The 26,130-nt window shown below is 60.3% G+C and carries 24 protein-coding genes and 1 pseudogene; 13 read left to right on the forward strand and 12 right to left on the reverse strand.

Annotated elements, in window-relative coordinates; translation table 11 throughout:
• Nucleotides 1-29 precede the first annotated feature (29 nt).
• On the forward strand, nt 30-584 hold the full coding sequence (locus U5A65_RS23160) for a phosphoglycerate mutase family protein (protein ID WP_321936568.1): 555 nt from the start codon (nt 30-32) through the stop codon (nt 582-584).
• A 36-nt stretch (nt 585-620) separates the two neighbouring features.
• Here U5A65_RS23160 and U5A65_RS23165 read toward each other — a convergent pair whose 3' ends face one another.
• From U5A65_RS23165 to U5A65_RS23175, 3 genes are all read right to left on the reverse strand, one after another.
• Nucleotides 621-995, reverse strand: coding sequence for a TraR/DksA family transcriptional regulator (locus tag U5A65_RS23165; RefSeq protein WP_321910171.1), 375 nt, complete (start codon nt 993-995; stop codon nt 621-623).
• A gap of 37 nt (nt 996-1,032) precedes the next feature.
• Complete coding sequence (locus U5A65_RS23170) at nt 1,033-1,674, reverse strand: MarC family protein (protein ID WP_321910173.1); 642 nt, start codon at nt 1,672-1,674, stop codon at nt 1,033-1,035.
• Between the two features lie 450 nt (nt 1,675-2,124).
• Nucleotides 2,125-3,549, reverse strand: coding sequence for a PLP-dependent aminotransferase family protein (locus U5A65_RS23175; RefSeq protein ID WP_321947599.1), 1,425 nt, complete (start codon nt 3,547-3,549; stop codon nt 2,125-2,127).
• An 88-nt stretch (nt 3,550-3,637) separates the two neighbouring features.
• Here U5A65_RS23175 and U5A65_RS23180 point away from each other — a divergent pair, with 88 nt between their 5' ends.
• From U5A65_RS23180 to U5A65_RS23210, 7 genes are all read left to right on the forward strand, one after another.
• A complete protein-coding gene (locus U5A65_RS23180) occupies nt 3,638-4,552 on the forward strand; it encodes a molybdopterin-dependent oxidoreductase (RefSeq protein WP_321947601.1) in 915 nt (304 codons plus the stop codon).
• 312 nt (nt 4,553-4,864) lie between these two features.
• Nucleotides 4,865-7,141, forward strand: a complete 2,277-nt coding sequence (locus U5A65_RS23185) for an FdhF/YdeP family oxidoreductase (RefSeq protein WP_321910178.1) — start codon at nt 4,865-4,867, stop codon at nt 7,139-7,141.
• A 98-nt stretch (nt 7,142-7,239) separates the two neighbouring features.
• Nucleotides 7,240-8,628, forward strand: coding sequence for a cytochrome ubiquinol oxidase subunit I (locus U5A65_RS23190; protein WP_321910179.1), 1,389 nt, complete (start codon nt 7,240-7,242; stop codon nt 8,626-8,628).
• 4 nt (nt 8,629-8,632) lie between these two features.
• Nucleotides 8,633-9,640, forward strand: coding sequence for a cytochrome d ubiquinol oxidase subunit II (cydB, locus tag U5A65_RS23195; RefSeq protein WP_321910180.1), 1,008 nt, complete (start codon nt 8,633-8,635; stop codon nt 9,638-9,640).
• 132 nt (nt 9,641-9,772) lie between these two features.
• Nucleotides 9,773-10,684 (forward strand): bestrophin family protein, encoded by a 912-nt coding sequence (locus tag U5A65_RS23200; protein ID WP_321947603.1) that lies wholly within the window; start codon nt 9,773-9,775, stop codon nt 10,682-10,684.
• A 189-nt stretch (nt 10,685-10,873) separates the two neighbouring features.
• Nucleotides 10,874-11,329: a DUF1269 domain-containing protein gene (locus U5A65_RS23205; RefSeq protein WP_321947604.1), complete on the forward strand. Its 456-nt coding sequence runs from the start codon at nt 10,874-10,876 to the stop codon at nt 11,327-11,329.
• A 309-nt stretch (nt 11,330-11,638) separates the two neighbouring features.
• Nucleotides 11,639-12,538: a LysR family transcriptional regulator gene (locus U5A65_RS23210; protein WP_321947682.1), complete on the forward strand. Its 900-nt coding sequence runs from the start codon at nt 11,639-11,641 to the stop codon at nt 12,536-12,538.
• Between the two features lie 67 nt (nt 12,539-12,605).
• Here the strand turns inward: U5A65_RS23210 and U5A65_RS23215 are convergent, their stop codons facing one another.
• A complete protein-coding gene (locus tag U5A65_RS23215) occupies nt 12,606-12,941 on the reverse strand; it encodes a DUF6566 family protein (RefSeq protein WP_321947606.1) in 336 nt (111 codons plus the stop codon).
• A 19-nt stretch (nt 12,942-12,960) separates the two neighbouring features.
• Nucleotides 12,961-13,437 carry a hypothetical protein gene (locus tag U5A65_RS23220; protein WP_321947608.1) on the reverse strand — a complete coding sequence of 159 codons (477 nt, stop codon included), beginning with the start codon at nt 13,435-13,437 and terminating at the stop codon, nt 12,961-12,963.
• A gap of 760 nt (nt 13,438-14,197) precedes the next feature.
• On the opposite strand from U5A65_RS23220, the gene U5A65_RS23230 reads away from it, so the two are divergent.
• Nucleotides 14,198-17,008: an AAA family ATPase gene (locus U5A65_RS23230; protein ID WP_321947610.1), complete on the forward strand. Its 2,811-nt coding sequence runs from the start codon at nt 14,198-14,200 to the stop codon at nt 17,006-17,008.
• A 421-nt stretch (nt 17,009-17,429) separates the two neighbouring features.
• Here the strand turns inward: U5A65_RS23230 and U5A65_RS23235 are convergent, their stop codons facing one another.
• Nucleotides 17,430-17,666 carry a hypothetical protein gene (locus U5A65_RS23235; RefSeq protein WP_321910192.1) on the reverse strand — a complete coding sequence of 79 codons (237 nt, stop codon included), beginning with the start codon at nt 17,664-17,666 and terminating at the stop codon, nt 17,430-17,432.
• 127 nt (nt 17,667-17,793) lie between these two features.
• Nucleotides 17,794-19,077 (reverse strand): annotated as a pseudogene (locus U5A65_RS23240) (MFS transporter); the annotation flags it as partial.
• 64 nt (nt 19,078-19,141) lie between these two features.
• Between U5A65_RS23240 and U5A65_RS23245 the strand changes: the two are divergent.
• Nucleotides 19,142-19,516, forward strand: coding sequence for a hypothetical protein (locus U5A65_RS23245; protein ID WP_321947612.1), 375 nt, complete (start codon nt 19,142-19,144; stop codon nt 19,514-19,516).
• Nucleotides 19,517-19,529: 13 nt separating this feature from the next.
• On the opposite strand, the gene U5A65_RS23250 is transcribed toward U5A65_RS23245, so the two are convergent.
• Nucleotides 19,530-19,880, reverse strand: coding sequence for a hypothetical protein (locus U5A65_RS23250; protein WP_321947613.1), 351 nt, complete (start codon nt 19,878-19,880; stop codon nt 19,530-19,532).
• Complete coding sequence (locus tag U5A65_RS23255) at nt 19,877-20,209, reverse strand: superinfection immunity protein (protein WP_321910225.1); 333 nt, start codon at nt 20,207-20,209, stop codon at nt 19,877-19,879. Before U5A65_RS23255 ends, U5A65_RS23250 begins: the two co-directional genes overlap by 4 nt.
• A gap of 11 nt (nt 20,210-20,220) precedes the next feature.
• On the opposite strand from U5A65_RS23255, the gene U5A65_RS23260 reads away from it, so the two are divergent.
• Nucleotides 20,221-20,367: a hypothetical protein gene (locus U5A65_RS23260; protein WP_321936573.1), complete on the forward strand. Its 147-nt coding sequence runs from the start codon at nt 20,221-20,223 to the stop codon at nt 20,365-20,367.
• A 275-nt stretch (nt 20,368-20,642) separates the two neighbouring features.
• On the opposite strand, the gene U5A65_RS23265 is transcribed toward U5A65_RS23260, so the two are convergent.
• On the reverse strand, nt 20,643-21,902 hold the full coding sequence (locus U5A65_RS23265; RefSeq protein WP_321947684.1) for an MFS transporter: 1,260 nt from the start codon (nt 21,900-21,902) through the stop codon (nt 20,643-20,645).
• 93 nt (nt 21,903-21,995) lie between these two features.
• Complete coding sequence (locus U5A65_RS23270) at nt 21,996-23,024, reverse strand: ABC transporter substrate-binding protein (protein ID WP_321947685.1); 1,029 nt, start codon at nt 23,022-23,024, stop codon at nt 21,996-21,998.
• Between the two features lie 165 nt (nt 23,025-23,189).
• Between U5A65_RS23270 and U5A65_RS23275 the strand changes: the two genes are divergently transcribed.
• Both U5A65_RS23275 and U5A65_RS23280 read left to right on the forward strand, forming a co-directional pair.
• The gene (locus U5A65_RS23275) at nt 23,190-23,855 is read left to right on the forward strand and encodes a response regulator transcription factor (RefSeq protein ID WP_321910299.1); all 666 of its coding nucleotides are present in this window, start codon (nt 23,190-23,192) and stop codon (nt 23,853-23,855) included.
• Nucleotides 23,842-25,260 (forward strand): sensor histidine kinase, encoded by a 1,419-nt coding sequence (locus U5A65_RS23280; protein WP_321947615.1) that lies wholly within the window; start codon nt 23,842-23,844, stop codon nt 25,258-25,260. Before U5A65_RS23275 ends, U5A65_RS23280 begins: the two co-directional genes overlap by 14 nt.
• Here U5A65_RS23280 and U5A65_RS23285 read toward each other — a convergent pair.
• Complete coding sequence (locus U5A65_RS23285; protein ID WP_321947616.1) at nt 25,247-26,023, reverse strand: TIM barrel protein; 777 nt, start codon at nt 26,021-26,023, stop codon at nt 25,247-25,249. The genes U5A65_RS23280 and U5A65_RS23285 overlap by 14 nt on opposite strands.
• Nucleotides 26,024-26,130 lie beyond the last annotated feature (107 nt).

Here is a 26,130-nt window from a genome sequence, read left to right on the forward strand (position 1 = left end):
CCGTGTTTCAACCGCACCCCGGAGGCAACATGCGACCCAATAGAATCATGTTTATCCGGCACGCCGAGAAGCCCGCATCCGATGAAGGCATCGGGATCGAGGCGGATGGCAAACCCGACGCGGAAAGTCTCTGCGTGCGCGGCTGGCAGCGAGCCGGCGCTTTGGCGCGATTCTTCTGCCCGAACGAGACAACGCATGCAACGCCACTCAAGCCAGCTACCGTATTCGCAGCGGGGGCCGGTCCTTCCAGCAAGAGCAAACGCTCGATGCAGACGGTGGCGCCCCTTGTCTCGCTGCTGCGCGAAACATCGCAGGTCGATTACGTCAACACCTACCTGAAAGACGACGGCCGAGCGCTCATGACAGACGTACTCTCTCGACCGGGCGTCGTGTTGATAGCGTGGGAGCACAAAGTGCTGCCCTCGCTCATTGGACACATACCTCGCGTGCCCACGGTCCCGGCAACGTGGCCGGACGAGCGTTTCGACATGGTCTGGATATTCGATCGCGCAGGGGAAGGCTGGTCGTTTTCACAGCTCCCGCAATCGCTACTCGCTGGCGATTCCAACGCGCCAATCCGCTAGGCCTTATGTTCTGGTCTCGATCAAAAACGAGCACAGTCACCGGCTAGCATCACGCTCGCTTTGCTCCTGCACCGTAAAGATTGCCTCGGGCAATATCTTCAGACGTTCAATGGGAATAGGATCGCCGCTTTTGTCGGAATATCCATAGGTGCCTTCTGCGATCTTCTCAAGCGCGCGCTGGATGTCGGCGATTCTCCGGTCGTTCACGTTGCGCAAGGCCTGATTGGCGACGTCCTGTTCGATTCTCTGGGCATCGTCCTCGGCTTCCCTTGCTTCCTCGCCAAACGCCTCTTCCTGATCGCGCTCCGCCGCAATCGTGCCTTCTTCGCCGCCGAGCACCTCACGCTGCAGCGCCAGCAAGCGCTGACGCTGACTCTCGATGAATGCTTCGCTCAATATCTGATCAGTCATGTTGATTCTCCCAAAGACCCATCGACGACACTGCGAGCTAGTGGAGCAGACCTTTGAATATCGCCGTCAAACTGACGGCCATCATTTCGACCGCGATGGCTGCAAGGATCATACCCATCAAACGCTTGGTGATCGCTGTCACCTTGGCGGACAAAAAGCGCCCGAGATATGGCGCGGAAAACAATGCAGCAGCCAGCAAGGCGAGAAACACGACCAGCCCCGTAGCGAGGCTCGCAATCTTCCCGTTGGCGTCTGCGGTGTGGCCGAACACCACTAACGTGGCGATCGTGCCAGGGCCCACAAGAAGCGGCGTGGTCAGCGGAAACACCGCCACGTCCTGATCATAGCCGCTTTCGCCTAGCTCGCCTTGCCGCGGCGTGTGCTGCGCGCTCGATGACCCGTGTACCATGTCCAGCGCGATCAGCAATACGAGCAACCCGCCCGCGAGACGGAAATCGTCGATGCTGACCCCGAACACCTTGAGAATCGTCTCGCCGAGCGTGACGGAAATAACACAGCCAATCGTCACGCCGATAAAGGTTGTGGCCGCAACCGCCCGCTGCTTTCCATCGGACAGTCCCTCAGTCAACGAAATGAACACCGGGATGTTCGCGATCGGATTCATGATCGCAAAGAGTGCCGAAAAGACCTTCATTGAAAACGCGAAGTCGATGGCCATGAGGTCACCTCGTGATCGTCATCCGCCCTACGATTCTCAACGCGTCCCAATTCACGAGTACAGCAGACGCTTGAATTCCTGGCCGCCATGTCCGCGACGTTCACGGCACGCACAGTTTATGCCACGTCAGAGATAGAATCGCCCGCTGCATTTTCCGATACTTTGCATCGCTCGTTTGGCGTTGACAATCCAATGCATGCTGGGTTCAATGCGTATTGATCGCCTGCGTGCCGGTGCCATAATGAATCTTCGGATGACCAACGGGAGTCAATCGTGACGCGCAAGTCCAGCGACCGACGACATCGATTTCTGCACGACCTCAAGTGGATTGCCATTCTCTGGTGCGTCGGCTTCGGTGCGACCGTTCTACTCACGCTGCCGTTTCACTTTCTCGTTATGGCCATGATGAGGAAGTAGCGGCACACGAACATCCGGCTAGCCCCCTTTCGCCTACCGCGCGCACGACGCCGCGAGTCTGCCGACCGTGATGACCGCCTGTTCGATTTCCGGCGACCACGGCGTGCTGTAATTGAGCCGGATGAAGTTGCGATAGCTGTCCGACACGGAAAACATATAACCGGGTCCAATCGTGATGCCGCGCGCCAGTGCAAGCTGGTAGAGCGTCATCGAATCCACCTTCGCCGGCAACTCGATCCACAGCACATACCCCCCCATCGGCGTCGACGTGCGCGTGCCTGCCGGAAAGAAGCGCGTGACCGTCGACTTCATCAAATTGCACTGCTGCGCGTAATTTTTGCGGATGCGTCTCAGATGATGCTCGTAGCCATCGCGCTCCAGGTATTCGGCAATCGCCAGTTGTGGAATGACCGAAGTCGTCAGCGTATTCAGGAATTTCAGCTTTTCGACCTCGTCGCGATAACGTCCCGGCAACGCCCAGCCGATACGATACGCCGCGGTCAGACTCTTCGAGAATGAACCACAGTGCAGCACCATGCCCTTCTTGTCATACGATTTGAGTGTGGTGGGATGCGAGTCGCCGAAATACAGTTCGTTATAAACGCCGTTTTCAATTACCGGAATCTCAGCCTTCTCGAGCAGGTCGACAAGTTCGCGCTTGCGCTCATCGGGCATCTGGAACCCGAGTGGATTCTGAAAATTCGGCATCACCATGCAAGCGGCAATCGGCCCTGATTCGATGATTTTCGCAAGCGCTTCGACTTCGATGCCGTACTCGGGGTGCGTCGCGACTTCGATCGCCTTCATGCCCGAGCGCTCGATAGCGTGCAGCATGGCGTAGAACGTGGGCGACTCGACGGCGATCACGTCCCCCGGTTTGGCGACTGCCTGCAAACACAGATTGATCGCCTCCGTCGCGCCCACCGTCACAATGATCTCGTTGGGGTCTACGGCCATGCCATTCTCGAGGTAACGCCGGGCGATCTGGCGGACCAGCTCCGGGGTGCCCGGCGGCAGCGCGTTGGTCACGCCCCACAGCGACTTCCTGCGTCCCGCGGCCGCCGCGTAGCGGTTGAGCTTTTCGTAAGGAAACAGCTGGGGGTCGGGATACGGCGAACCGAGCGGCACGGCGTCGTCGGTACCAATGGAGCGCAAGGTAGACAGCACGAGGCGGCTCACGTCCACCGTTGCCGACACGGCAATCGGCCGGCTCGTGCGCAATTCATCCGAGCGCACGCTGCCAGCGCCCGCTCGCACGCTCACGAAATAACCGGACTGCGGGCGGCTCTCCAGCACACCGCGGCTTTCCAGCAGCAAATACGCGCGAATGACGGTAGTAATGCTGATGCGGTGCTGCTGGCTGGCCTGGCGCACCGACGGCACGCGGTCCCCCCGCCGGTAGACGCCCTTGCGAATCAGTGTCTCGATGTCGTCCGCGAGCTTTTCATAGAGCTTCACTGTCTCTCCCCGGTAGCCGCTCACAGCACAGTTGATGCAGTGTACTGCGGTGCGCGAAACTGTACTCTAAATTGCATGTGGATTCTGTATGTCATGGGGGAGGTCCATAGCTCTTACCCTTGAGCATGACGAGATGCAGCACACCCCTTATGGGCACGCCCTGGGGAAACGCGTGATACCCATGGAGCGAAGCGTAATGGACAAGGCGAGGCCAAAGGGAAATATCGAGGCGTATCACGCCCCCTCCGCCGGCTGGGACGCGCTCACTAGCCGCTACGCGCAGATTGCCTGGGACGATGTGTTCGCGCCGGTCGACTTCGAGGTCGCCGACACCCTCATCATCTTTGGGCACAATCCCGCAGCCAATCATCCGCGCATGCTCGGCGCGTTGCGCGAGGCGTCGCGACGCGGCGCGGTCATCGTTTCGGTGAATGCGCTGCATGAGCGCGACCTCGAACACTTCGCAAGCCCGCAGCATAGTGTCAAAACAATGGCGTTCGGCAGCACCCGAATCGCGTCGATGTTGATCCGGACAAAACCCGGCGGCGACTTCGCACTCGTCAAAGCAGTCGCCAAACGGCTCATTGAACTCGACGACGAAGCGCTCGCGAACGGCACCGAGCGCATGATCGATATCGACTTCATCAAGCAGCATACGCTCGGCTTCAGCGACTTCGCAGAGGAGCTCCGCGAGGAGAACTGGCCGCTTCTCGAAGTGGAGTCGGGCATGGCGCGCGAGGACATCGAAGGCTTCGCGCGTATCTACGCACACGGCAAACGCGTTGTTGCGACCTGGTGCATGGACATCACGCAGCACACGCATGCGGTGCAGACCGTACACCTGCTTCACAACCTGCTGATGATGCGCGGCAACACCGGCAGGAAAAACACGAGCAGCAGCAAGGTGTGTTTCATCTGCTCGCCGCTGCCCCGAATAGCCCCTACCTTACGTTCATGCTGCCCGGCTTATTCAAACATTAAGGGTTGCATATCCGATAGCTAATATCGGCTCGCCGACAGTTCACGGCAACACGCTGCGTCCCTAGAATGAAGTAGAGAATTTGCACGCCAATTCGCTCTTCGCTTCAACAGCCCTCACGCGAATGTGCGTGCTGAAGATCGAAGATCGAGATATTCAAATATACATAACGGGAAAATAAAAATTCGAACTTGAAGATTTAATTCTTGTTCCGAATTCGGGATTGCCTAAAATCAACCGTGACACGCCAGACAACAATCCTCAGACCCGTGCGATCCTGGTGCGGCGTTGCTCCGGCCTTGCGCTGCATGCGTAGAAAACCCAATGGAGTTTCCCATGACGAAACTACGTGATGTGCCCGGCGTTCATCCCTACACTGGCCCGGCTGGTGGATGGGGCGCACTCAAAGCAACCGCGCAGGCGATTCACGATCAAATGGAAAGCATCGAGGCGCCCATCACGCTGATGCGGACCAATCAACCCGATGGCTTCGACTGCCCCGGCTGCGCATGGCCCGACAAGGAGCACCGTTCCACCTTCCAGTTCTGCGAGAACGGTGCGAAGGCTGTGACCTGGGAAGCCACGACGAAACGGGTGACACCGGAATTCTTCGCTGCGAACACCGTCACCTCGCTGCTGCAGAAAACGGACTATGAGCTCGAAGACATGGGACGGCTCACCCATCCGCTCGTCTATGACCGCGCAAGCGACACGTTTCGCGCCGTCGATTGGGAAGACGCCTTCGCGCGCATCGGCGAAATCCTGCGCTCGCTCTCACCGGATCAGGTTGAGTTCTATACGTCCGGGCGCGCGTCCAACGAGGCTGCGTTTTTGTATCAGCTTTTCGCGCGCGAGTACGGAACGAACAATTTCCCCGATTGCTCGAACATGTGTCACGAGCCGACCAGCGTTGGCCTGCCGCAATCGATCGGAATCGGAAAAGGAACGGTCTCGCTCGAAGATTTCGATTCGACCGAGCTGATCATTTCCATCGGCCACAACCCTGGCACGAACCATCCGCGCATGATGGGCACCTTGCACGAAGCTTCGCGACGCAACGTGCCCATCATCGTCTTCAATCCATTGCGCGAGCGAGCACTCGAGCGTTTTGCCGATCCGCAAAGCATGATTGAAATGGCGACGTTCGGTTCGACCCGCATCGCATCCACCTACTTCCAGCTGGACGCCGGCGGTGACGCGGCCGCGCTCAAGGGCGTCATGAAGGTCTTGCTGCAAATGGAGGCGGAGCAAGGCGGCGTACTCGACAAGGCGTTCATTGCGCAGCATACCGAAGGCTTCGACGCTTTCGCCGCGGATCTCGAAGCAACCTCATGGGAAGACATCGAGAAGGCCAGCGGCCTCACGCGCCCCGACCTCGAGCATGTGGCGATCGCCTATGCGAAATCGAACGCGACGATCGTCACGTACGGCATGGGCGTCACCCAGCACAATAAAGGCACGGCCAACGTGCGCCTGATTGCGGATCTGCTGTTGCTGCGCGGCAATTTCGGCAAGCCCGGCGCCGGCATTTGTCCGCTGCGCGGGCATTCGAACGTGCAAGGCAACCGCACCGTTGGGATCACCGAGAAGCCGTCGAAAGCGTTCCTCAAGCTCATCGAAAATGCCTGCGGATTCACACCGCCCGACGGACACGGTCACGACGCGGTGCAAGCCATGCAAGCGATGATCGATGGCAAGGCCAAGGCGCTCCTGTGCCTGGGAGGCAATTTCGCGGTTGCGCTGCCCGACTCCGAGCAGTCGTTCCCCGCGATGGCCGCGCTCGACCTGGGCGTCCACATCGGCACAAAGCTCAATCGTACGCACCTGCTCGTTTCGAAAGAGACGTATGTGTTTCCGTGCCTCGGTCGTACGGAACTCGATATGCAGAGCAGCGGACGCCAATCCATCACGGTGGAAGATTCGATGTCCATGGTGCACGCTTCGGCCGGCAAGCTCACCCCCGCTTCCGACCAGCTTCGCTCCGAACCCGCTATCGTTGCAGGCATGGCGCGCGCCACGATGCCCAATACGAAAGTGGCGTGGATGGAGCTTATCGCCGACTACGACAAGATCCGCGATCTGATCGAGCAGACCGTGCCCGGCTTCGAGGACTTCAACCGACGCATTCGCGTTCCGGGCGGATTCCGCTTGCCGCTTCCGCCAACCGAACGCCAGTGGCACACGCCATCGGGCAAGGCCGAATTCTCCGTTTATGGAGGCGTGAAGGAAGATGCCGACGTGTTGGGGGCCCAGAACGTGCTGCGCCTGATCACGATTCGCAGCCATGATCAGTACAACACGACAATTTACGCGATGGATGACCGCTATCGCGGCGTGTTTGGCCGGCGCGACGTGCTCTTCATGAACGGCGACGACATGGCCGCGTACGGCATCGAGCACGGCGATCTTGTCGATATCGAAACGGTCACGTCGGGTCGCACGCTACGGCTGAAGAACATCACCGCCATCGTGTATAGCATCGCGCGCGGTTCCGTAGCGGCTTATTACCCGGAAGCCAACGTGCTTGTTCCGCTTGACTATATCGACAAGGAGAGTGGAACGCCCTCCTATAAGTCTGTGCCCGTGCGCGTGGTGCGCGCGGCGGGAACCTAGTCTTATTCAGTTCCGGTAGTCCGGGCGGGCGCCCCGCCTTCCCTGCCGGAATGTCTCTGGCATGCAGATGCAATCGTCACCAGGAGCGCAAAAGAATCATGGACATCTTCGACGCATTTCATCTCGCCAGGCTGCAGTTCGCATTTACCGTTTCGTTTCATATTGTGTTTCCGGCGATCAGCATAGGCATGGCGAGCTTTCTCGCCGTGCTCGAATGGCGTCTATTGCTCACGGGCGATGCGGCCTATAAAGACATGTACCGCTTCTGGTCGAAAATCTTCGCGGTGGGATTCGGCATGGGTGTGGTCTCGGGCGTCGTGATGGCTTACGAGTTCGGCACGAACTGGAGCGGATTCTCGACGATTGCGGGCAATATCACGGGTCCGCTGCTGACCTATGAAGTCTTGACTGCGTTCTTCCTGGAGGCCGGTTTTCTCGGTGTGATGCTGTTCGGCTGGAGTCGTGTGAGCCCGAAGGCGCATTTCTTCGCCACACTCATGGTCGCGATCGGCACGCTCATTTCGACATTCTGGATTCTCTCGTCGAACAGCTTCATGCAAACGCCCCAAGGCTACGCGATCCTGAATGGCCGCATCGTGCCGGTGGACTGGTGGAAAGTGATTTTCAATCCTTCGTTCCCGTTTCGTCTCGCGCATATGACCATCGCCGCGTTTATCGTGGCCGCCTTCATCGTGGCGGCTTGCGGCGCGTGGCATTTGCTGCAGGGGCGGCGCGACGTGCCGGTAAAGCGCAGTTTCTCGATGGCGCTGTGGATATTGCTGTTTCTCGCACCCATTCAGATTGTGGTCGGCGACGCGCACGGTCTCAATACACGCGAGTATCAACCAGCGAAGATCGCCGCGATTGAAGGACTCTGGGAAACGGAGCACGGCGGCACCGCGCTCAATCTGGTCGGCTTTCCGGACATGAATGCGGAAGTGACACGTTTCGCGATCAGAGTGCCGCATCTCGGCAGCCTGATTCTCACACATAGCTGGAACGGTGAAATTCGCGGCCTCAAGGAGTTTCCACCCGAGGATCGTCCGTTCTCGCCAATCATTTTCTGGACGTTCCGCATCATGGCGGGGCTCGGCATGCTCATGCTGCTGACCGCCGTGGTGGGACTCTTTCTGCGTCGCGGCGGGCGACTTTATGAAGCGCGTTGGTTTCAATGGTTCGTATTCTGCATGGGACCGTCCGGAATCCTCGCGCTACTGGCCGGCTGGATCACGACCGAAGTGGGCAGGCAGCCATGGACCGTATACGGCATCGTGCGCACAATCGATTCGGTGTCGCCCATCGGCGCGCAGCAAGCCGGCGTTTCGCTGCTTATCTTCGTGATCGTCTATTTCCTCGTCTTCGGAACCGGCGTCTATTACATGCTCAAGATGATGAAAAAGGGACCCGCTACCGGGGTCGAAAGTGTCGAATCGCTCAAGTATCCGGGATTGCACAATCGTGCACTCGACGCTGTAGTGGGGGACTGAGGCCATGCAAATCGATCTTCCTGTGATCTGGGCCGCCATCATCGGTCTCGGCGTTTTTATCTACGTGATGCTCGACGGCTTCGATCTGGGCATCGGCCTGCTGTTTCCGTTCTTCGAAGGCAAGGTTGAACGCGAGGTGATGCTCAATACCGTTGCGCCGGTGTGGGATGGAAACGAAACCTTCCTCGTGCTGGGCGGCGCCGGTCTTTATGGGGCCTTTCCCGTGGTCTACTCGACGTTGCTGCCCGCCAACTACATGCCGCTCATTCTCATGGTGGTCGGCCTGATTTTTCGCGGCGCGGCCTTCGAGTTGCGCGCGAAAGCCACGCGTACGCAACATGCGTGGGATCTCGCGTTTATCGGTGGTTCCGCGCTCGCCGCAATGTGCCAGGGCGTCACGCTTGGATCGCTCTTGCAGGGCATCAAGATAGTCGATGACAAGTTCGCGGGCGATCCGTTCGACTGGTTCTCGCCGTTTAGCGTGTTCTGCGGTTTCGGCGTATTGCTCACGTATGCGACGCTTGGTTGCGGCTGGCTGATCCTGAAGACCGACGGCGAGCTGCAGCGCAAGATGCGCCAGGTGATGCGTCCGCTCCTTGCCGTGCTGCTCCTGGCGATTGCCATCGTCAGCCTCTGGACCGTGCTCGGACTGCCCGCCGTGCGACAGCGCTGGTTCTTCAGCGGCAATCTCGGCTGGTTCCTGCCGGTGCCGATTCTCGTGGTGCTGTGCACGTTGGGCATCTACCGCTCGCTGAACCGGAGCCACGAAGCGATGCCTTTCCTCCTTTCGCTCGCGATCTGCTTTCTCGGCTACACCGGACTGATCATCAGCATCTGGCCGTACATCGTGCCCCCCTCGCTCACAATCTGGGACGCGTCGTCCAGCCATTCGAGCCAGCTGTTCGCCCTCGTAGGCACGGTCATCGTGCTACCAATCATTATTGTCTACAACGCCATGCAATATCGCGTGTTCCGGGGCAAGGTTCGCGAAGGAGACCACGGCTATCACTGAAGGGCATGGAAAGCGCTGACGCAGGCAAGACCGGAAGGACTTACGCATGCGCCAGCGAAGAGCACTAAGTGATTGCGCGCGCCCTATGACCAGGCAACCGTACTTCAATACTCCAGAAAATAAAAGGCCATCATGATTGTCCGGCCACGGGAAAACTGGTTCCGGCTGCTGTTCGTCTGGAACGGATCGGTTCTGTCATCAATCATTCCCCAACTGTGCTTCATGGCAGTCGTGAGTACGCTTGCGGTCTTCACGCACGGGCGAGTGTTTGGAGAAAAGATTCCGCTCAACACTGCGCCCTTCACACTGTTCGGCGTCGCACTGGCTATCTTCCTCGCGTTTCGAAATAACGCCAGCTACGAGCGCTTCAACGAAGCGCGGCATCTTTGGGGCAACTTGCTGATCGCTTCGCGCACGCTGACTTCGCAAATGCTTTGCTACATTCCGGAACGCGCTGACACCTTGCGCATCGCGCAGCAGATAGTCGCATTCGTTTACGCGATCAAGCATGAATTGCGGGGCACCGATCCCACGACGGACCTTCAGCGTCTTCTTGGCCGCGAGCAGGCTGAGACGGTGTGCAGCCAGATCTATAGACCGGTGGCCATTCTCAACGAAATACGGCGCGAACTCTCGATCCCTCAGCATCGCGTTCATACGCCCGATACGAAGTTATGGATGCTCGATGCACAACTCGACGAATTGGGCAAAGCATTGGGTGGCTGCGAGCGTATCGCCTCGACGCCAATTCCATTCGCCTATAACGTGCTGCTGCATCGTACCGTCTACGCCTATTGCATTTTGCTGCCTTTTGGGCTGGTGGATTCCACGGAGTTTTTTACGCCGCTACTGTGCGTTTTCATTGCGTATACGCTGATTGCGCTCGAAGCCATTGCGAGTGAAGTCGCCGATCCGTTCAGCGTGGCGCCCAACGCGCTCGCACTCGACGCCATGTCGCGCAATATTGAACGCTCCGTTCTCGAGCTGTGTGGATGCCCTGTTCCCGATCCGGTTGCACCCATTCGACCTTATCAGCTTACTTGAGTAAGCAGTAGCGAGAAGCCAGATTTCGCAGAGGAAATCGTAGCGTTAATTTTCTCTCCACCGCTCACTTACGGGTAGCGCGAATAAAATCACTGCCAATCCGATACGATGTATTGGAAATTCATCTCACTAGATTTTCGTACGACTACCGCCTACTCTGAATAGAAACCGAACCCGAGTTAATGTGCCATGGCCAACAACTTAATTGTCGCTGTTTTCAATGATTCCGCTATCGCCGAAAAAGCGTGTCAGGACTTCAAGGACTACGCAGAAAAAGGACAAGGGTTCATGATCCACAGCGGCGTCGTGGTGGAAAAGAGTACCGATGGAAAGTTGTCCGTTCTCGAGCGGCAATCACGGTCCTTCTGGGGAACGACGATCGGCGCGGCGACAGGCGCGCTCATCGGCTTGCTGGGCGGCCCGGCCGGCTCGATTCTTGGCTTTGTCGTCGGTGCAAGCGCAGGATTGACCGCGCATGCGCTGCGTGAGTTGCTTGACAGCGAACTGGTGAACGCGATTTCGGCGAAGCTGACGCCCGGCTCCGCTGCGGTCATACTCGAAGCGGACGAACCTTCCCCCTTTGTTGTGGACAATGTCGTAAGCGGTTATGGCGGCAGTGTTCACCGGAAAGCGTATCCGGAATGACGCCCTTCTCTTTGCCTCCAGGAACGAATCGCACCACAGGCTTCCATAACAGTTCGACTCTCGCCGGAACGTCAACTGTTATCTATGTGCTCACGCTGTACGCGCCGCATCAAAACTGTACTCTACTCAGCGAGCGCGATTTGTGCGCTCCGCGCATGAATGACTCCTCTTACTCTTACCCCATCGCCACGTCGCCTCTGCAAGACGCGACGCAAGAATCGGAGTTAAAGCAATGAGAGGAATCGTATGTCAACGCCATTTACTGAAGGACGCACCGCGAATACCACCGGCCACGGCAAGGAACGCACGGTGAACCTGCTGGAGGCCATGCGGATTTACGTGAGAGTGGTCGAAAGAGGGAGCATCTCGGGCGCAGCAAGGGATCTGGACATCGGCCAGCCGGCCGTGAGTGAGCGCATCGAGCGGCTCGAGAAGTACCTCGGATGTCGCCTGCTGCAACGCAACGCACGTGCTTTCAAGTGCACGCCTGAGGGGATCATCTTCCATGAACGCAGCAAAGCAGTGCTAGGCGCCGTGGAGCAAGCCGTGGCCGAAGTGTCGAATGACGAGCAGGCAGTGAAGGGGGCGATTCGTATTGCAGCGCCACACTGCTTCGGTGAAACGCTTCTGCCCGAAGGCGTGAAGCGAATCCGTGAAAGCTATCCGCGCATCGACATCGAACTCGTGCTCAACGACAAGATCACCGACCTTGTCACCGAGGGCGTCGACATCTCGTTTCGTCTCGGACAACCTGGCGACGGTGCGTACATCGCCTGGCCGATTGGTGAGATCGAGCGCGTACTAGTCGCTTCGCCGGACTATCTGAAGCGGCACGACGCGATCGACGATCTGGCGGATCTCACAGGACACAACCTGATTCGCGTGAAGGGCGCTTTCGACGCGGACCTGCTACCCCTCTCGCGAGATGGTGCGCCCATCGACAGTGCTCCGATTCAGACAATGATCAAGACCACGCATTGGCGCCCGATGTATGAAATGGTTTTGTCAGGACTCGGGCTCGGTGTGCTAGAGGCACCGGCCATCAAGGGCGCCCTCGAGACAGGCGAGCTGGTGCGGGTGCTCCCGCAGTATGAAGTGCCTGCACTGGCACTGAACCTGCTTATCCAGCCCCAGCGTCCAATTGCGGTGCGGGTTCGCAGAATCGTCGACACACTCAGGAGCTACCTCTCCGAGGCACTGGCCCAATAGTGAATATCGAAACGCCGATCCATGACGCGAGCATTCTGTTGGCTAGCTTGAACAGTCGTTAGTTACATCAAAGTGCATTCAGATCGCGAACGATCTGCTCCGCTTCCTGGGTGCATTCAAGCCTGAAGAACCAGCGTTCAGCATGCTCGCGAACGGCTACCCACGACCGATCCTGAAGGTCATTTTTTATGCGACCGATGAATTTGCAGGCGCGCTCCATGCCGTCACGATTGGCCTCCGCCTGCGTCAACCATTCCGGTTGCACGGTGTCCGGGCTACACGTAGCAAACAAACGGCCAGCGTGACGAATCTCCACGTGCGCGATCCAGCCGCCCCGCTCGTTCTCGCGGGATTGTGCCGTTATCTGAAAGCCGTAGCACGTCATACTTTCGGTCGGAGCCATGCGCTGCCTCCATTGACATTCACGTTGATGGCCGTGTATCCCCCAACGCGGACGGCTGTCCCGTCGTCGAGGTTCGCATTTCCTGTACCGCGCGATGAATGGCTTCGGTTAGCGTATTGTTGACTTCAATGAGCTTACGCATCTCATCCTGCAGCTTCAGAAGTGCCTCGGCGTCCTTGTAGGTCTGCAAGGCCTGCTTATCCGATGCCGCAGCCGCCACCTTCTGGCCGACCATGATTACCGATAACAGTACGAGCTGCAAAAATGTCTGTGCGACCCACGCGACCAGAGTCGAAACGCCACCCTGGATAGCCGACGGCAAGCTCACAAGCGCAATCGCTGCAAAAACGTAGGCGCACCACATCGTTCCGACAACATTAGTGATGGCGACGGCAATCCTGCCGTTCAGCCCCACATGCTCGTGCTTGGTCAGATGCGGGCCGGTCTTTTTACGTTCTTCAACACGCGCACTCGCTTCGTTATCCACTTTCATCATTGAACCCCCGAAAGAGCGATTGGATCAACGTCGGACCCGGCAACGTGCCCCACCGTATTTATCGGCCGTGATTCCCGTGCGTGATCTGTGTGCCAAGCTCGGAAATCGTACGGAAGGCCCTTCGCACCACTGCAAAATCGTGCGTCACAGCGCGGCGTGGAAATGCGTCGCCCGGCACGCTGACGAAATCAAAATCGAGACCATGCATTGAGAGTATATAGCTCGCTGTATACGCACGCCATGGATCGGCAAACGCCACGCCTCGCGGTGTGCCGTCGAAACGTTCGGTTCTTCGTTGCAGCCGCTTTACCCAATACGACGTATCTGTCTCCGCGTTTGGGAAATCGTACATCCAAACTGCGACACGAAAGATCGGTTTCTTCCTGTCAATCCGATACCTGATATCGCACGCACAATAAGATCGACCTGAATCTCCCCGATATAAAGTATCGGATGGGCAGAGGTTCACATCCGCCGAATTCAACAATAATATTCAATCGTCAAATTGTCCCTTTTTGGCTTCCCTCGCGCTCTCGTCTGATATCGGCGCTGCTTGCGGGCGACTATGAACTCCATCTCAGCGAGGACCGTTCCGGCTAACTTGATCGAACGGACACGACGATCAGGCTGTACCTGCGCGAAGCAGTCACTTTCTGGATGCTGACAAGCGAAGCGTCGGCTCCGCTTGCCTATTCAGTGGCACGGCCGGCACACGCTGACTTCTTCAGGACAACTTCAAACGGTTAAAGGTGCTTCGATCATGCCTACACTCTGCGATATCTGCCACGCTCGCCCCGCTGTCGCGCGAGTCGTCGTGACCGAGAACGGCGAGCGCAAGTCTCTGTCGATCTGCGACTATCACTATCGACAGTTGATGCGCCATCAAAGCATGCTCAATCCGTTCGATTCGCTGCTCGGCGGTGGAGGCGACTTTTCAGGTTTGCTCGGTGAATTCGGCGATGAAACCGGAATGAGTGCAAGCGTGCCTCGGGAGTCCGTCGACGCTACGGACGCGTTCAGCGAGCAAACCATGGAGTTACTGCAACGCGCCGCCGAAAAAGCTCACGAATTACACCGCACCGAACTCGATACCGAGCATCTGCTTTATGTGCTCGCCGATACCGACGTGTGCGCGGCGCTACTCAAAGAGCTGAAACTCTCGCCGCAGGATATCAAGCGCTATATCGACGAACACGCCAAACACGGCACGGCCAGCGACGATGAATCGCTCGAGAGAATGACGGTATCGCCGCGTCTGAAAAAGGCCTTTCAGTTTGCTTTCCAGGCGTCTCGCGACCTCGGCCATTCGTACGTGGGCCCTGAGCATCTGCTGATCGGCCTCGCCGCCGTACCGGAAAGCCTGGCTGGCACGCTGCTCAAGAAGTATGGCGTAACACCCGAGGCGCTGCGCCAGAAAGTAGTCAAGGTGGTCGGCAAGGGTGCCGAAGATGGACGCGTCGAAACGCCTACCGGTACGCCGAACCTCGACAAGTTCGGCCGGGACCTCACTGCGCTCGCGCGCCAGGGCAAGCTCGACCCGGTGCTCGGCCGCGCTCAGGAAATCGAAAGCACGATTGAGGTGCTGGCGCGCCGCAAGAAGAACAACCCTGTGCTCATCGGCGAACCGGGCGTGGGCAAGACCGCGATTGTCGAAGGACTCGCGCAGCGCGTGGTCAACGGTGACGTACCTGAGGTCCTGCGCGGCAAACGCCTCGTGGAAGTCAATATCAACTCGATGGTCGCCGGCGCGAAATACCGCGGTGAATTCGAGGAGCGCGCGAAGCAATTGATCGACGAGGTGACAGCCAAGCAAGATGAACTCATACTGTTCATCGACGAGCTGCATACGATCGTTGGCGCTGGCCAAGGCGGCGGCGAAGGCGGCCTCGACATAGCGAATGTGCTGAAACCCGCACTCGCGCGCGGCGAATTGAGCCTCATCGGCGCGACGACACTGAACGAATATCAGAAGTACATCGAAAAAGACGCGGCGCTGGAGCGTCGTTTCCAACCCGTTCTCGTGCCGGAGCCAAGCGTCGAGCAAACCATCGTTATCCTGCGCGGCCTGCGCGACAAACTTGAAGCACACCATCAGGTGACGTTCTCCGATGACGCGTTCGTTGCTGCGGCAGAATTCGCCGACCGCTATATCACCTCGCGTTTTCTCCCCGATAAGGCCATCGATCTGATCGACCAGGCTGCCGCACGCGTGCGCATCGGCGCCACGTCGCGGCCGGCCGACATCCAGGAGCTGGAGGCGGAAGTTGCGCAGCTCAAGCGCGAGCAGGATTATGCATCGTCGCGCAAGCGTTTCGACGAAGCAAAGGCCTTTGAAGAACGCATCAACGAGAAACAGAAACAGCTCGATGAGCAGATGGAGGCATGGCAGCGCAAGACAGGCACGGAAACGCTGGAAGTGACCGTGGCTTCCGTCGCCGAGGTCGTCTCGCGCCTGACCGGCATTCCTGTTGCCGAACTCACGCAGGAAGAGCGCCAAAAGCTGCTGAAGATGGAGGAGACGCTGAGAGCGCGCGTGGTCGGCCAGGACGACGCGGTTGTCGCTGTGAGCGATGCCGTGCGTTTGTCGCGCGCGGGCCTGGGCCAGGAGCACCGGCCCATTGCGAATTTCCTGTTCCTCGGACCGACGGGTGTTGGCAAGACCGAACTCGCGAAAGCCCTTGCGGAAAGCGTCTTTGGAGACGAACAGGCAATTATCCGGATCGACATGAGCGAGTACATGGAGCGCCACGCCGTCGCGCGGCTGATCGGCGCGCCACCGGGATACGTGGGTTATGACGAAGGCGGACAGCTCACCGAGCGCGTGCGGCGGCGTCCGTACAGCGTGATCCTTCTCGATGAGATCGAGAAGGCGCACCCGGACGTCTACAACGTGCTTCTGCAGGTATTCGACGACGGGCGTCTCACCGACGGAAAGGGCCGTGTGGTCGATTTCAGCAACACGATCATCATCGCCACGAGCAATCTGGGCGCCTCGATCATCATGGAGAACCTCGAACAGCCTGAGGCGAAACGCAAGAGCGAAAAGGAGGTGCGTGACGAGCTGATGAAAGTGCTCAAGGGCCACTTCCGGCCAGAGTTTCTCAACCGAATCGACGACATTATCGTGTTCCACTCGCTTTCAAAGGAGAATATTCGCGCGATCGTACAAATTCAGCTCGACCGTGTCGTTCGGACTGCGGCCGCGCAGGACATCACGCTTAAGGTGGGCGGGTCGCTGGTCGACCATCTGGTCGAAGTCGGCTATCAACCGGAGTTCGGCGCTCGCGAGCTGAAACGGCAAATCCGCCAGGAAGTCGAGACCCGGCTCGCAAAGGAAATACTCGGAGACACGCTGAAATCCGGCGACAGCGTGGAAATCGACTATGACAAGAAAGATGAGGAAGTGAGATTCAACAAGGTGCAGTCTTCCGCCACGCCTGAACCGAAGACGGGCAATGGCGCGAGCGCCAAAACGGACGACGCTGCTTCGACCGCGCCTTCGGGGGGAACCGTGACCGGCAAGGGACGCAAAAAACGTAGTGAAAAGGAGTCTGGTCCGAACGCCAGCTAACTAATTCGAATTGAGGCGGCGCCCGGTGGTTAAACCGACATTTTTAGCCCTCGGCGCCGCAATCGTTGATATCAATTCCAAAAAGACACGCCCGCGCTCTTGCTACGCATCGATAACTCAAACATGCCTTTCAGCTTCGCCCGATTCACCGTTGTGAAAAACATCCCCGCCTCGCGCGAGACATACACGGTGTCTCAACTCGTGCCACTGCTACCACAACACAACATTCCATACCAGGAACTGCACCTACTGATTCGAGCGCAGCGGCCCATTCCGATGCGCGTGCGCACAGTCGCTGAAATCATGAAACGGTGCGTGCCAGGTCTGCTTGGCGCATTGACAGTGGATGACTCTAATCGGGGTACGCATTCATGATATGGACAACCGTTGCGTCTTTCTCAGATCGGGCAGGACCCCTCTGTCACGCCCCGAGTTCCTGGAACGCATGCCCGTTCGCCTCAAGATTCTTGAGCGTTTCGCCATTGAGTTCGCTTTGCCAGATGTGCCCGGAAAACTGCCACTCCTTCGGGTTGGCAAGGTCCGGCAACCCCATGCCTTTGCGCACATATAGCCCAAGCGTCGGTTTAGCGAGGTTGATGTAAAAGTCGAATTCCTGCTGTTGCGGTGTGGAGTTTGTTGACGGCTGTTGCGGTTCCATGACGCCTCCTTCCCGTACAAGACCGATTCGCACTTGTAGAACCATGCTTCGCACAGGATACATCGTTCGGCCGCAACACACCCGTCCTTGCCACCGGTTTGGCACTCGCGCCAGCGCGTCGTAGCGCTCACGCCTCCAGTTGTTCGAGCACCTTCCCCTTCGTCTCGATGCCGAGAAAATGCACCGTCACGGCCGCGAGGAATGGCACCGCGGCGAGAATATAGAACGCGACGTCGAGATTGCCGCCGATCATCGTCTTCGAAACTATCGTCGGTGCGAAAATGGCGGCCACCTTCAGCCACGCGCCGCCCACGCCGCACCCCAATGCACGGATGCTAGTGGGGTACAACTCAGGCGTGTAGACGTAAGCGGTAATAAACCCACTAGCGAGCAGGCCGAGCGCCAGCGCGCAAAACGTCGCGACTACATAAACCGACATGGCATGGCACACGCCAGCCAGCACCAGAGAGACCGCGCAAAGCACGAAGGAGACGTTGATCACGGGCTTGCGGCCCACCTTGTCGACCAGCAGCGCGCAAGCGAGCGAGCCGAGCGAGCCGAGCACGCCGAGCACCGAGGCCGCGACCGCGAGATTGAGCGCGAGTTGCAACGGCGCGTGATAAACGGTGCGATAGATCGTGGGCAGCCAGGTCGAAAGCCCGTACTGGATAAAACCGCAGGTGATCCAGAGCATGGCCACCGCGAGCGTGCGCTTGCGATACGCGGGCCCGAACAAGTCCTTCACGCTACGCTTGGGGTGGCGCGCCACGAGCGCGTCGAATTCGGCGGCGTTCGTGACCGGGGCGAGCGGACCTTTCGCGGTACGCTCGAACGCGCTCACCGCGCGATCCGCTTCCTGCACGCGTTCGCGTTCCGCGAGCCAGCGCGGCGACTCGGGCACGAGCTTGCGCAGCACGAAGAACAGCACGAGCGGCATCCCGCCAATGAAGTACATGATCTGCCAGCCGAAGCGCGGCACGAGCCACGCGCCCAGCGCATTCGAAGCGAGCAGGCCAACCGGGAACACGATCTCGTAGAGGAGAACGAAGCGTCCGCGGCCGTGAGCGCGGCTAACCTCGTTGATATACGTCGCGGCCACGGGCAGCTCGCCGCCCAAGCCGAAGCCTTGCACCACACGCAACGCCGCGAACACGGCGAAACTCGGCGCCAATCCGCACGCAATGCTGGTCACGCCGATAATGCCCGAGCTCCACGCAATCGCGCGCACGCGGCCGTGGCGTTCCGCGAGCCACGGGAACAGGAACGCGCCGAACAACTGCCCGACCGAACCCGAAGCGATCAGAAAACCGATCTCCCACGGCGTGAGATGCCACTTCTGGATCAGGATCGGCAGCGTCGCGGCAATCGCGATGACGTCCAAACCGTCGAAGAACGTGGCGAGACCGATGAGGCCGCCCCACGCCGCCCTCTCGGTATGCGAACATCACGCGATGTTTCGCCGACGAAATCCGCCCATGCCGACAAGCCGAAAAGCCATCACCGCGCTTTTATTCATCGCACTCGCCGCAGGCAACGCCGCGGCCGAACCCGCACAAAAGCCGCCCGCACCGGCCATGATGGTCCATTTCGATTACTACCCGAAAGACCGCCTCCAGATCCACGCGCTCGAACAGCGGCTGGCAAGCGCGATCAAGCGCGCGGACGCCGGCGAACTCGGCGAAACCGAAATTCACGTCGATGGCAACGACGGGTATCTGTACATGTACGGCCCCGACCCAGACCAGCTGTATCGCGTCACGAGCCCGATTCTGAAGTCGTCCAGATTGACAGCCCATTCCGAAGTCACGAAATGGTATGGGCCGCGCACGGAGACTTTTGTGATTCGCTAAGGTAGCGAGCACCTCAAAGCTTCGGATGGCACTCGAAACGGATCGTGGAAGCCTGCTGCTGCAGCGCCTCGAAACCGTCCATTTGTTCGATGCCGAGGCTCGCCTGCATGCCGCGGGTCTCGCAATAGTCGGACGCCGCGGTCACGGCGCGCTTGTGGGCGCGCGCCCAGGCGAGGCGCCCGCCGGACGCCGAGGCCGAAACGACGAACGTGTCCTGCCGATCCGCCGTAGTGACATTGCCGGCCGAAGCGCATCCCGCGAGCACCGTGCAAGCGGCAGCAAGTGAAACGAATACCCTTGGCAACAACTGCGTGATGCGCGACGGCGACTTCGCGACGCCGTCAAACTGTTCCGACGCGCTCATGAATACACGACCTCCGCGCCGCGTTTGGCCGCCGCCTTGCGGGACTCCAGCGCCATACGCAACTTCGCATGCTGCACGAGGTTCTGCGTCGTCACGCGCCCGGCTGTGTGAAGCACTCGCTTCGCCGCGCGCGGCAGCCGCCGCTGTTCGTTGCGGCTATGCGCCCAGGCGCGCGCCGCGAACCAGCCAACGACGGTCCAGCCGAGCAGGATGTTGACCATCGTGATCGCAAACGCGTCCTTGTGCCCGCGCGCGTCGGCTTCGATGGAAGGAATCAGATACAGGATGACGGCCGCAATGACCGAGGCACCTTCGAGAATTTGGAGCATCGCACCACCTCATGTTCGAGCATCGAAACTGGGCGAAACGCCTGTGCGTCGCAGGGACAAGATCGGGCGCGATCGCGCGCCGGATTGTCCACGTCCGCCAGCTTCAGAAGCTGTTTCGCTTTGCCTGCACCGCGGCCATCGTGGCCGCCGTGACATGAGGTAGCAGTTTAGGATCGTTCTATCGAAAGTCCATGCCAATAGAACGAATTCAGTGTTGCGGCTGCATTAACAATCGCGCACGCCTGCTAGCGAAAAGGTTGAGGATTGCCGTCGAATTACGCCAATCATGAAATAAATGGGGTCGAGATCTCGTGAACGTGGTAGTGATTGGGACGAAGCGGCAGGAAGGCGAGTCGACGTGTTTCGCGCGCGAGGCACGCGTGCATCCGCGCACGCATGCCGCCACCGCCGTCAAATCAGGGGCAACCGAGGCTCAGGCCGGCACACCCTCCATCGCGCGCCCGGAACGACCCCACGCCACCACGACGCCGAGACCGAGCACCGCCAGACACACGATCGGCACGATCATCGGACCGAATGCCGTGCCCGTGAGCTTGCCTGCGAGCGGCATGAGGTTCTGGCCAAAGAAGCCGCCGAGATTGCCGATCGAGTTGATGGCCGCCACGCTCGCCGCCGCTCGCGCGCCGGTGAAGTAGCGCGGCGGCATCGACCAGAAGCACGGGTACAGCAGCGGGATGCACGCGCCGCCGAGTACGAGCGCGATAAAACGCAGCGGCGTGGAAGGCAGCAGCAGACTCAACAGGAAGCTGAGCGTCCCCAGCGCAGCGACGATCGCCATCGTTCGAAGAATGCTTTTTGCGCGGCGCAGCTTCGACGGCAGCCACAGCAGCAGCAAGACCGCCAGTGCCCACGGCAGCATGCTCAACAGCCCGTTCACGCTGCTCGACACGCCAAACGACTTCACGAGCGTGGGCAGCCAGTACGTCACGCCATACAGAGACGTCGACATCAGCATATAGGTCGCCGCGAACAGCATCACGCGCGGATCGAGCAGCGCCTTCCAGGGCTGTGCGTGTTCGGCATGCTCGGGCTTCTCGCGCTCGTGCGCGGCCGCCACGATCTCTTTTTCGCGCTCGTTCAGGAAGCGCGCTTCCTGGTACGACGCCGGCAGCAGCCTGAACACGGCAATGCCGACCAGCACGGCGGGCAGGCCCGTGGCGATGAACACCCACTGCCAGCCGGCCAAGCCCCATACGCCGTTGAGGCTCAGCAGCCAGCCGCCCACGAGCGAGCCCAGCATGTTCGCGAGCGCACTGCCCAGCGTGAAGATGCCGAGCACGCGTGCGCGGTAGCTCTGCGGAAACCACAGCGTGAGGTAATAAATCACGCCCGGATAGAAGCCGGCTTCGGCCACGCCCAGCGCAAGGCGCAGCCCGCAGAACACCTTCATCGAGGTGGTGAAGCCCATCAGCACGGTAATCAAGCCCCAGGTGAGCATGATGCGCGCGAGCCACACGCGCGCGCCGTAGCGATGCAGCGCGAGCGTGCTGGGCACTTCGAACAGCAGATAGCCGATGAAGAACAGCGACGAGGCAAGACCGAATGCCGTTTCGGTCATGTTGAGGCTGTGCACCATCTGCAACTTTGCGAAGCCGACATTCTGCCGGTCGATAAAAGAGATCAGGAACATCACCACGAGGATCGGCATCAGGCGGCGCGCGATCTTCGACATGACATCCCGCTCTTCGGCGGGCTGTTGATCGACGGTTTTATCTGGATTCACTCTGTTCTCCTACGTTTATTTGTATGTTGCCTGTGCGACTGCCTAAGACGGACGGAACTCCGCGAGCATCGGCACGAACATGTCGTTCCACGTGCGCGGTTTCGCCTTGATCGTGCCCACCATGTACAAAAAGTCCACGTACTCCATCAACTGCTCGGGCCAGACCGAAAAGCGCGACTCCGGCGCGGCGAGCGTCTGCACCACGTGCTCGCGCGACGCCCCGAAGCCCGACGAATCGACATAGATTTGCGCCGCCGCCGCTTTGTCCTGCGCGATCATCCGGTTCGCCTCGTCGAGCGCGTGAAGGAACGCGCGCACGAGCGCCGGTTCGGTGTCCACGAGGCGCTTGGGCGCGAATACCACGTCGAGCGTGAGCGGCCCGAGCACGTCGACTGAATTGACCACGCGGTGTATGCCCGGCTGCTGCAATTCGAGTGTCGAAAATGGCGGCGATGCGAAATGGGCGGTAATGCCGCCCTCGCGCCGGATCAGCGACTGCATGGCCTGCGGATGTGGCAAGCCCACGGTGATCGAATCGAGCTGCGCGAAGTGCTGCGCGCCAAGCAGCTTGCTCGCCACCATTTGCAGCACGACGGCGGAAAGCGAGGTGCGAATGCCCGGCACCGCAATGCGGTCGGCGGACGTGAAGTCGTGCAGCGTCGCGATCTGCGGCCGGTTCGTGTTCAGCGAGAGCGCCGTGGCCGAAAGGCCGCTAATGCCGATCACCTCGACGTTCGGTATGCCGCGCGCCCGCGCCCACAGTTCGATGAACCCGGGCGCGCCCACGGCGGCGAAGTCGAGCGTGCCTGCCATCATGGCGTCGTCGACGGAATTGCCGCCGTCGAGCCTCAGCCACTCGACGCTCACGTCTACGAGCCCCTGACGGGCCGCATGGCGCTCGAAGAGCCGCATCTTTTCCATCACGAGCAGCGGCAGATACAGCAGGCCGTAGCCCTTCGAAATGCGCACCGTGCGCGGCGTGGCCCGCACCCAGGCAGGCGCGAGCGCAGCGGCGAGCGCCGCCGCGCCAAGCCCGGCCGCAACGAGTGCGCGCCGCCTCGGCGACTGCATGCGCATCTTGCCGTCTCCGGTGGTTCGTGTCGTAATCACGTCGCTGCATCTTCCATGGTTCGCGAGATTACCGGGCGAGTCTGAGAAAATGCTGAGAAAACACGGCTGGCAGACCTCGGGAAAACCCGCAATCGTACCCATGAAGATTTCGGCAGGAACGGCATCATGCGCATTCTGGTGGTAGAGGACGACGCGGAAATCGGCGCGGCGGTCCGCAGCCGCCTCACGCGTCTCGGTCACGCGGTGGACCTCGAAGCGAACGGCGCCACGGCGAACAGCCTGCTAGGCGTCGAGCGCTTCGACCTGGTCGTGCTCGACGTGATGCTTCCCGCCATGGACGGCTTCGCGATCCTGCGCAACCTGCGCGCGGCGGGCTCCACCACGCCCGTGCTGCTTCTCACCGCGCGCTCGGCCATCGACGATCGCGTGAGCGGGCTGGGCCTCGGCGCCGACGACTACCTCGTCAAGCCGTTCGACTATCGCGAACTCGAAGCGCGCGTGCAGGCGCTCCTGCGCCGCAACAGCGGGCACGCGAACGACGTCGTGAGGCTCGGCGGTCTTGCGATCGACCGCAGCAGCCGGCTCGCCGAACTCGACGGCAAAGCGCTTTCGCTCTCGCGTCAGGAATTCGCCTTGCTCGAAATCCTCGCCAGCCGCCCGCAACGCATTTTCCCGAAAGAGGAACTGCTGAACCAGTTGTTCAGCTATGGCAACGAGCCGACCGCGAACGCGGTCGAACAGTACGTCACGCGTTTGCGCAAGAAACTGCAAGGCAGCTCGGTCGAAATTCGCACCGCGCGCGGCATGGGATACCAAATTGCCGCGCTTTGACTGGTTCCCCAAAACGCTGCTCGGCCGCACGCTGCTCTTCATCGCGCTCGTGGTGGCGTCGGGGGCGGCGGCGCTCGCGGGCATCGCGCGCTATTACGCGGGGGTCGCTTCCGAGCGCGCCTACGATCAACTGCTTGCGGGCGCAACCATCCAGGTCGCCGAAAATCTCTACGTGCAGGGCGGCGTGCTCGCACTCAATCCGCCGGTGGCCGCCCTCTCCACGCTCTCGCGCTATGACATCGTCTACTACAAGGTGGTCGATGCGCGCGGCCTCGTGGTAGCGGGTTATGGCGACCTTCCCGGTCCGGCCAACACGATGAGTGCGCGCCAGGGTCCGACATTCGCGAATGGGCGCTATCAGGGTGAGCGCGTGCGCACGGCCACCATCGGGCGCTACATGCCCGACGCGCGGCCGCCCGGCTGGGCCCTCGTTACAGTCGCGCAAACCACGCATGCGCGCCAGCAGCTCACGAACGACATGAGCTTCAAGGTCTGGACGCTGATTCTGCTGATGAGCGTGCTCGCCATTGGTGCAAGCGGCCTCGCGATCCGGCGCGGCCTGCGCCCGCTCGCGCAGATCGAGCAAATCATCGCCGCGCGCGATCCCGCCGACCTGCGGCCCGTTTCGCACGACACGCCGAGCGAGATCAACGCGCTGATCGGCGCGATCAACGGATTGATCGGGCGCCTCGCGGAACGCATGACGGCCATGCAGCGTTTTATCGCCGACGCCGCGCACCAGATGCGCACACCGATCGCGCGGCTCGACGCGCAAATCGAATTGCTCAGCACCGAGTCCGATCCCGCGCGCCACGCCGCACGGCTCGAAGCGTTGCGGGCCACCTGCTCGGACGTGGGCCGGCTCACCGGCCAGCTGCTCAATCACGCCATGGTGATTCATCGCACGGAAGTGGTGCCGTTGCAGCGCGTGGACCTGGCGAAGCTCGCGAGGGAAGTGCTGGGCCGCACGATCCCGCTCGCCGACGAACGCGACGTGAAGGTGGCGTTCGAAAGCAGCGCGCCGCAAGTGTGGATCGCGGGCGACGCCGTCAGCCTGCAGGAAGCGCTTTCGAACGTGCTGCACAACGCGCTGCTGCACGGCAAGGCCGACGATATCGTCGTGACCGTGAACGCTTCGCCGGAGGCTGTCACGCTGACCGTGACCGACAACGGCAGCGGCATTGCGCGCGAACACTGGGACGCCGCGTTGCGTCCGTTCGAGCGCATTGGCCAGGAAGGTACGGAGCGCACGACGGGCTCCGGCCTTGGGCTCGCCATCGTACAAGCGGTGATGAAGGCGCACGGCGGCCGCGTGAACTTTGCGTTTCCCGCCGCGGGTGGGTTCGCCGTAGTGCTGACGTTTCCGCGCGCAGAAGACGAAGCGCCTCCCACTACGCCAGTGTAAACGCCTCGCGAAAGCGCTGGAGCGCGAGTTCGGCTTCGCCGCTCGCCCAGGCTTCGAGGCCGATCGTGCCGCGATAGTCGAGCGCGGCAAGCGCACGTGCGATCGCAGGATAGTGAATCTCGCCGGTGCCGGGCTCCTTGCGCCCCGGCACGTCGGCCACCTGAATCTCGCCGATATAAGGCGCGGCACGGCGCACGAGTTCGATCAGATTGCCCTCGCCGATCTGCGCGTGATAGAGATCGAGATTCAACCGCAGATGCGGATTGTCGATGGCCTTGATGAGCGCCAGCGTGTCGGCGGCGCGCGCGAACGGCACGCCCGGATGATCGACTTCAGTGTTGAGGTTTTCCAGGCAAAACACCACGTCGTGCCGCGCGCCCAGTTCGGCAATGCGTGCGAGCGTTTTCTGCGCGGCCAGCCACATTTCGCCGCTCACGACCGGCACCGGTATAACGGGCAAACCGTTGCCATCGAGCCCGGTGCCGTGCAGGTTAAGGCGTGGGCACGCAAGGCGCTTCGCCACTTCGATCGATTGCTCGGCCGTGCGCACAAGCGCATCGGCGCCGCGCTCGGTGATCAGGTCGCCTTCGATATAACCCGTCATCGACGAAAACTTCGCGCCGCTATGCGCCAGCGCGCCGATATCGTGCCGGGTCCAGTCCCAGATCTCGACCTCGAAGCCCAGTTCGCTGATACGCCTAACGCGCTCGATCACCGGCAAGTCACAAAAGACCATCTCCGCGCACACTGCGAGAGTAAACATGGGTATCCCTTACTCAATCGGAAGATTCCAGGCCGGCGCCTGGCTGAGTCAAACGACCTTTACGCGGCCAGCAGTGCCATAGTAGTCCGACTTCGCGCCGCCTCCGC

The organism is Paraburkholderia sp. J10-1, assembly GCF_905220165.1.
Classification (GTDB): Bacteria; Pseudomonadota; Gammaproteobacteria; order Burkholderiales; family Burkholderiaceae; genus Paraburkholderia.

Bases quoted from the DNA above. Each gene is read 5' to 3' on its own strand.
- U5A65_RS23160 (WP_321936568.1), top strand. From the start codon at position 30: ATGCGACCCAATAGAATCATGTTTATCCGGCACGCCGAGAAGCCCGCA.
- U5A65_RS23165 (WP_321910171.1), bottom strand. From the start codon at position 995: ATGACTGATCAGATATTGAGCGAAGCATTCATCGAGAGTCAGCGTCAG.
- U5A65_RS23170 (WP_321910173.1), bottom strand. From the start codon at position 1,674: ATGGCCATCGACTTCGCGTTTTCAATGAAGGTCTTTTCGGCACTCTTT.
- U5A65_RS23180 (WP_321947601.1), top strand. From the start codon at position 3,638: ATGTCATGGGGGAGGTCCATAGCTCTTACCCTTGAGCATGACGAGATG.
- U5A65_RS23185 (WP_321910178.1), top strand. From the start codon at position 4,865: ATGACGAAACTACGTGATGTGCCCGGCGTTCATCCCTACACTGGCCCG.
- U5A65_RS23190 (WP_321910179.1), top strand. From the start codon at position 7,240: ATGGACATCTTCGACGCATTTCATCTCGCCAGGCTGCAGTTCGCATTT.
- cydB (WP_321910180.1), top strand. From the start codon at position 8,633: ATGCAAATCGATCTTCCTGTGATCTGGGCCGCCATCATCGGTCTCGGC.
- U5A65_RS23200 (WP_321947603.1), top strand. From the start codon at position 9,773: ATGATTGTCCGGCCACGGGAAAACTGGTTCCGGCTGCTGTTCGTCTGG.
- U5A65_RS23205 (WP_321947604.1), top strand. From the start codon at position 10,874: ATGGCCAACAACTTAATTGTCGCTGTTTTCAATGATTCCGCTATCGCC.
- U5A65_RS23215 (WP_321947606.1), bottom strand. From the start codon at position 12,941: ATGGCTCCGACCGAAAGTATGACGTGCTACGGCTTTCAGATAACGGCA.
- U5A65_RS23220 (WP_321947608.1), bottom strand. From the start codon at position 13,437: ATGATGAAAGTGGATAACGAAGCGAGTGCGCGTGTTGAAGAACGTAAA.
- U5A65_RS23230 (WP_321947610.1), top strand. From the start codon at position 14,198: ATGCCTACACTCTGCGATATCTGCCACGCTCGCCCCGCTGTCGCGCGA.
- U5A65_RS23235 (WP_321910192.1), bottom strand. From the start codon at position 17,666: ATGGAACCGCAACAGCCGTCAACAAACTCCACACCGCAACAGCAGGAA.
- U5A65_RS23245 (WP_321947612.1), top strand. From the start codon at position 19,142: ATGCCGACAAGCCGAAAAGCCATCACCGCGCTTTTATTCATCGCACTC.
- U5A65_RS23250 (WP_321947613.1), bottom strand. From the start codon at position 19,880: ATGAGCGCGTCGGAACAGTTTGACGGCGTCGCGAAGTCGCCGTCGCGC.
- U5A65_RS23255 (WP_321910225.1), bottom strand. From the start codon at position 20,209: ATGCTCCAAATTCTCGAAGGTGCCTCGGTCATTGCGGCCGTCATCCTG.
- U5A65_RS23260 (WP_321936573.1), top strand. From the start codon at position 20,221: ATGTTCGAGCATCGAAACTGGGCGAAACGCCTGTGCGTCGCAGGGACA.
- U5A65_RS23265 (WP_321947684.1), bottom strand. From the start codon at position 21,902: ATGTCGAAGATCGCGCGCCGCCTGATGCCGATCCTCGTGGTGATGTTC.
- U5A65_RS23270 (WP_321947685.1), bottom strand. From the start codon at position 23,024: ATGCAGTCGCCGAGGCGGCGCGCACTCGTTGCGGCCGGGCTTGGCGCG.
- U5A65_RS23275 (WP_321910299.1), top strand. From the start codon at position 23,190: ATGCGCATTCTGGTGGTAGAGGACGACGCGGAAATCGGCGCGGCGGTC.
- U5A65_RS23285 (WP_321947616.1), bottom strand. From the start codon at position 26,023: ATGTTTACTCTCGCAGTGTGCGCGGAGATGGTCTTTTGTGACTTGCCG.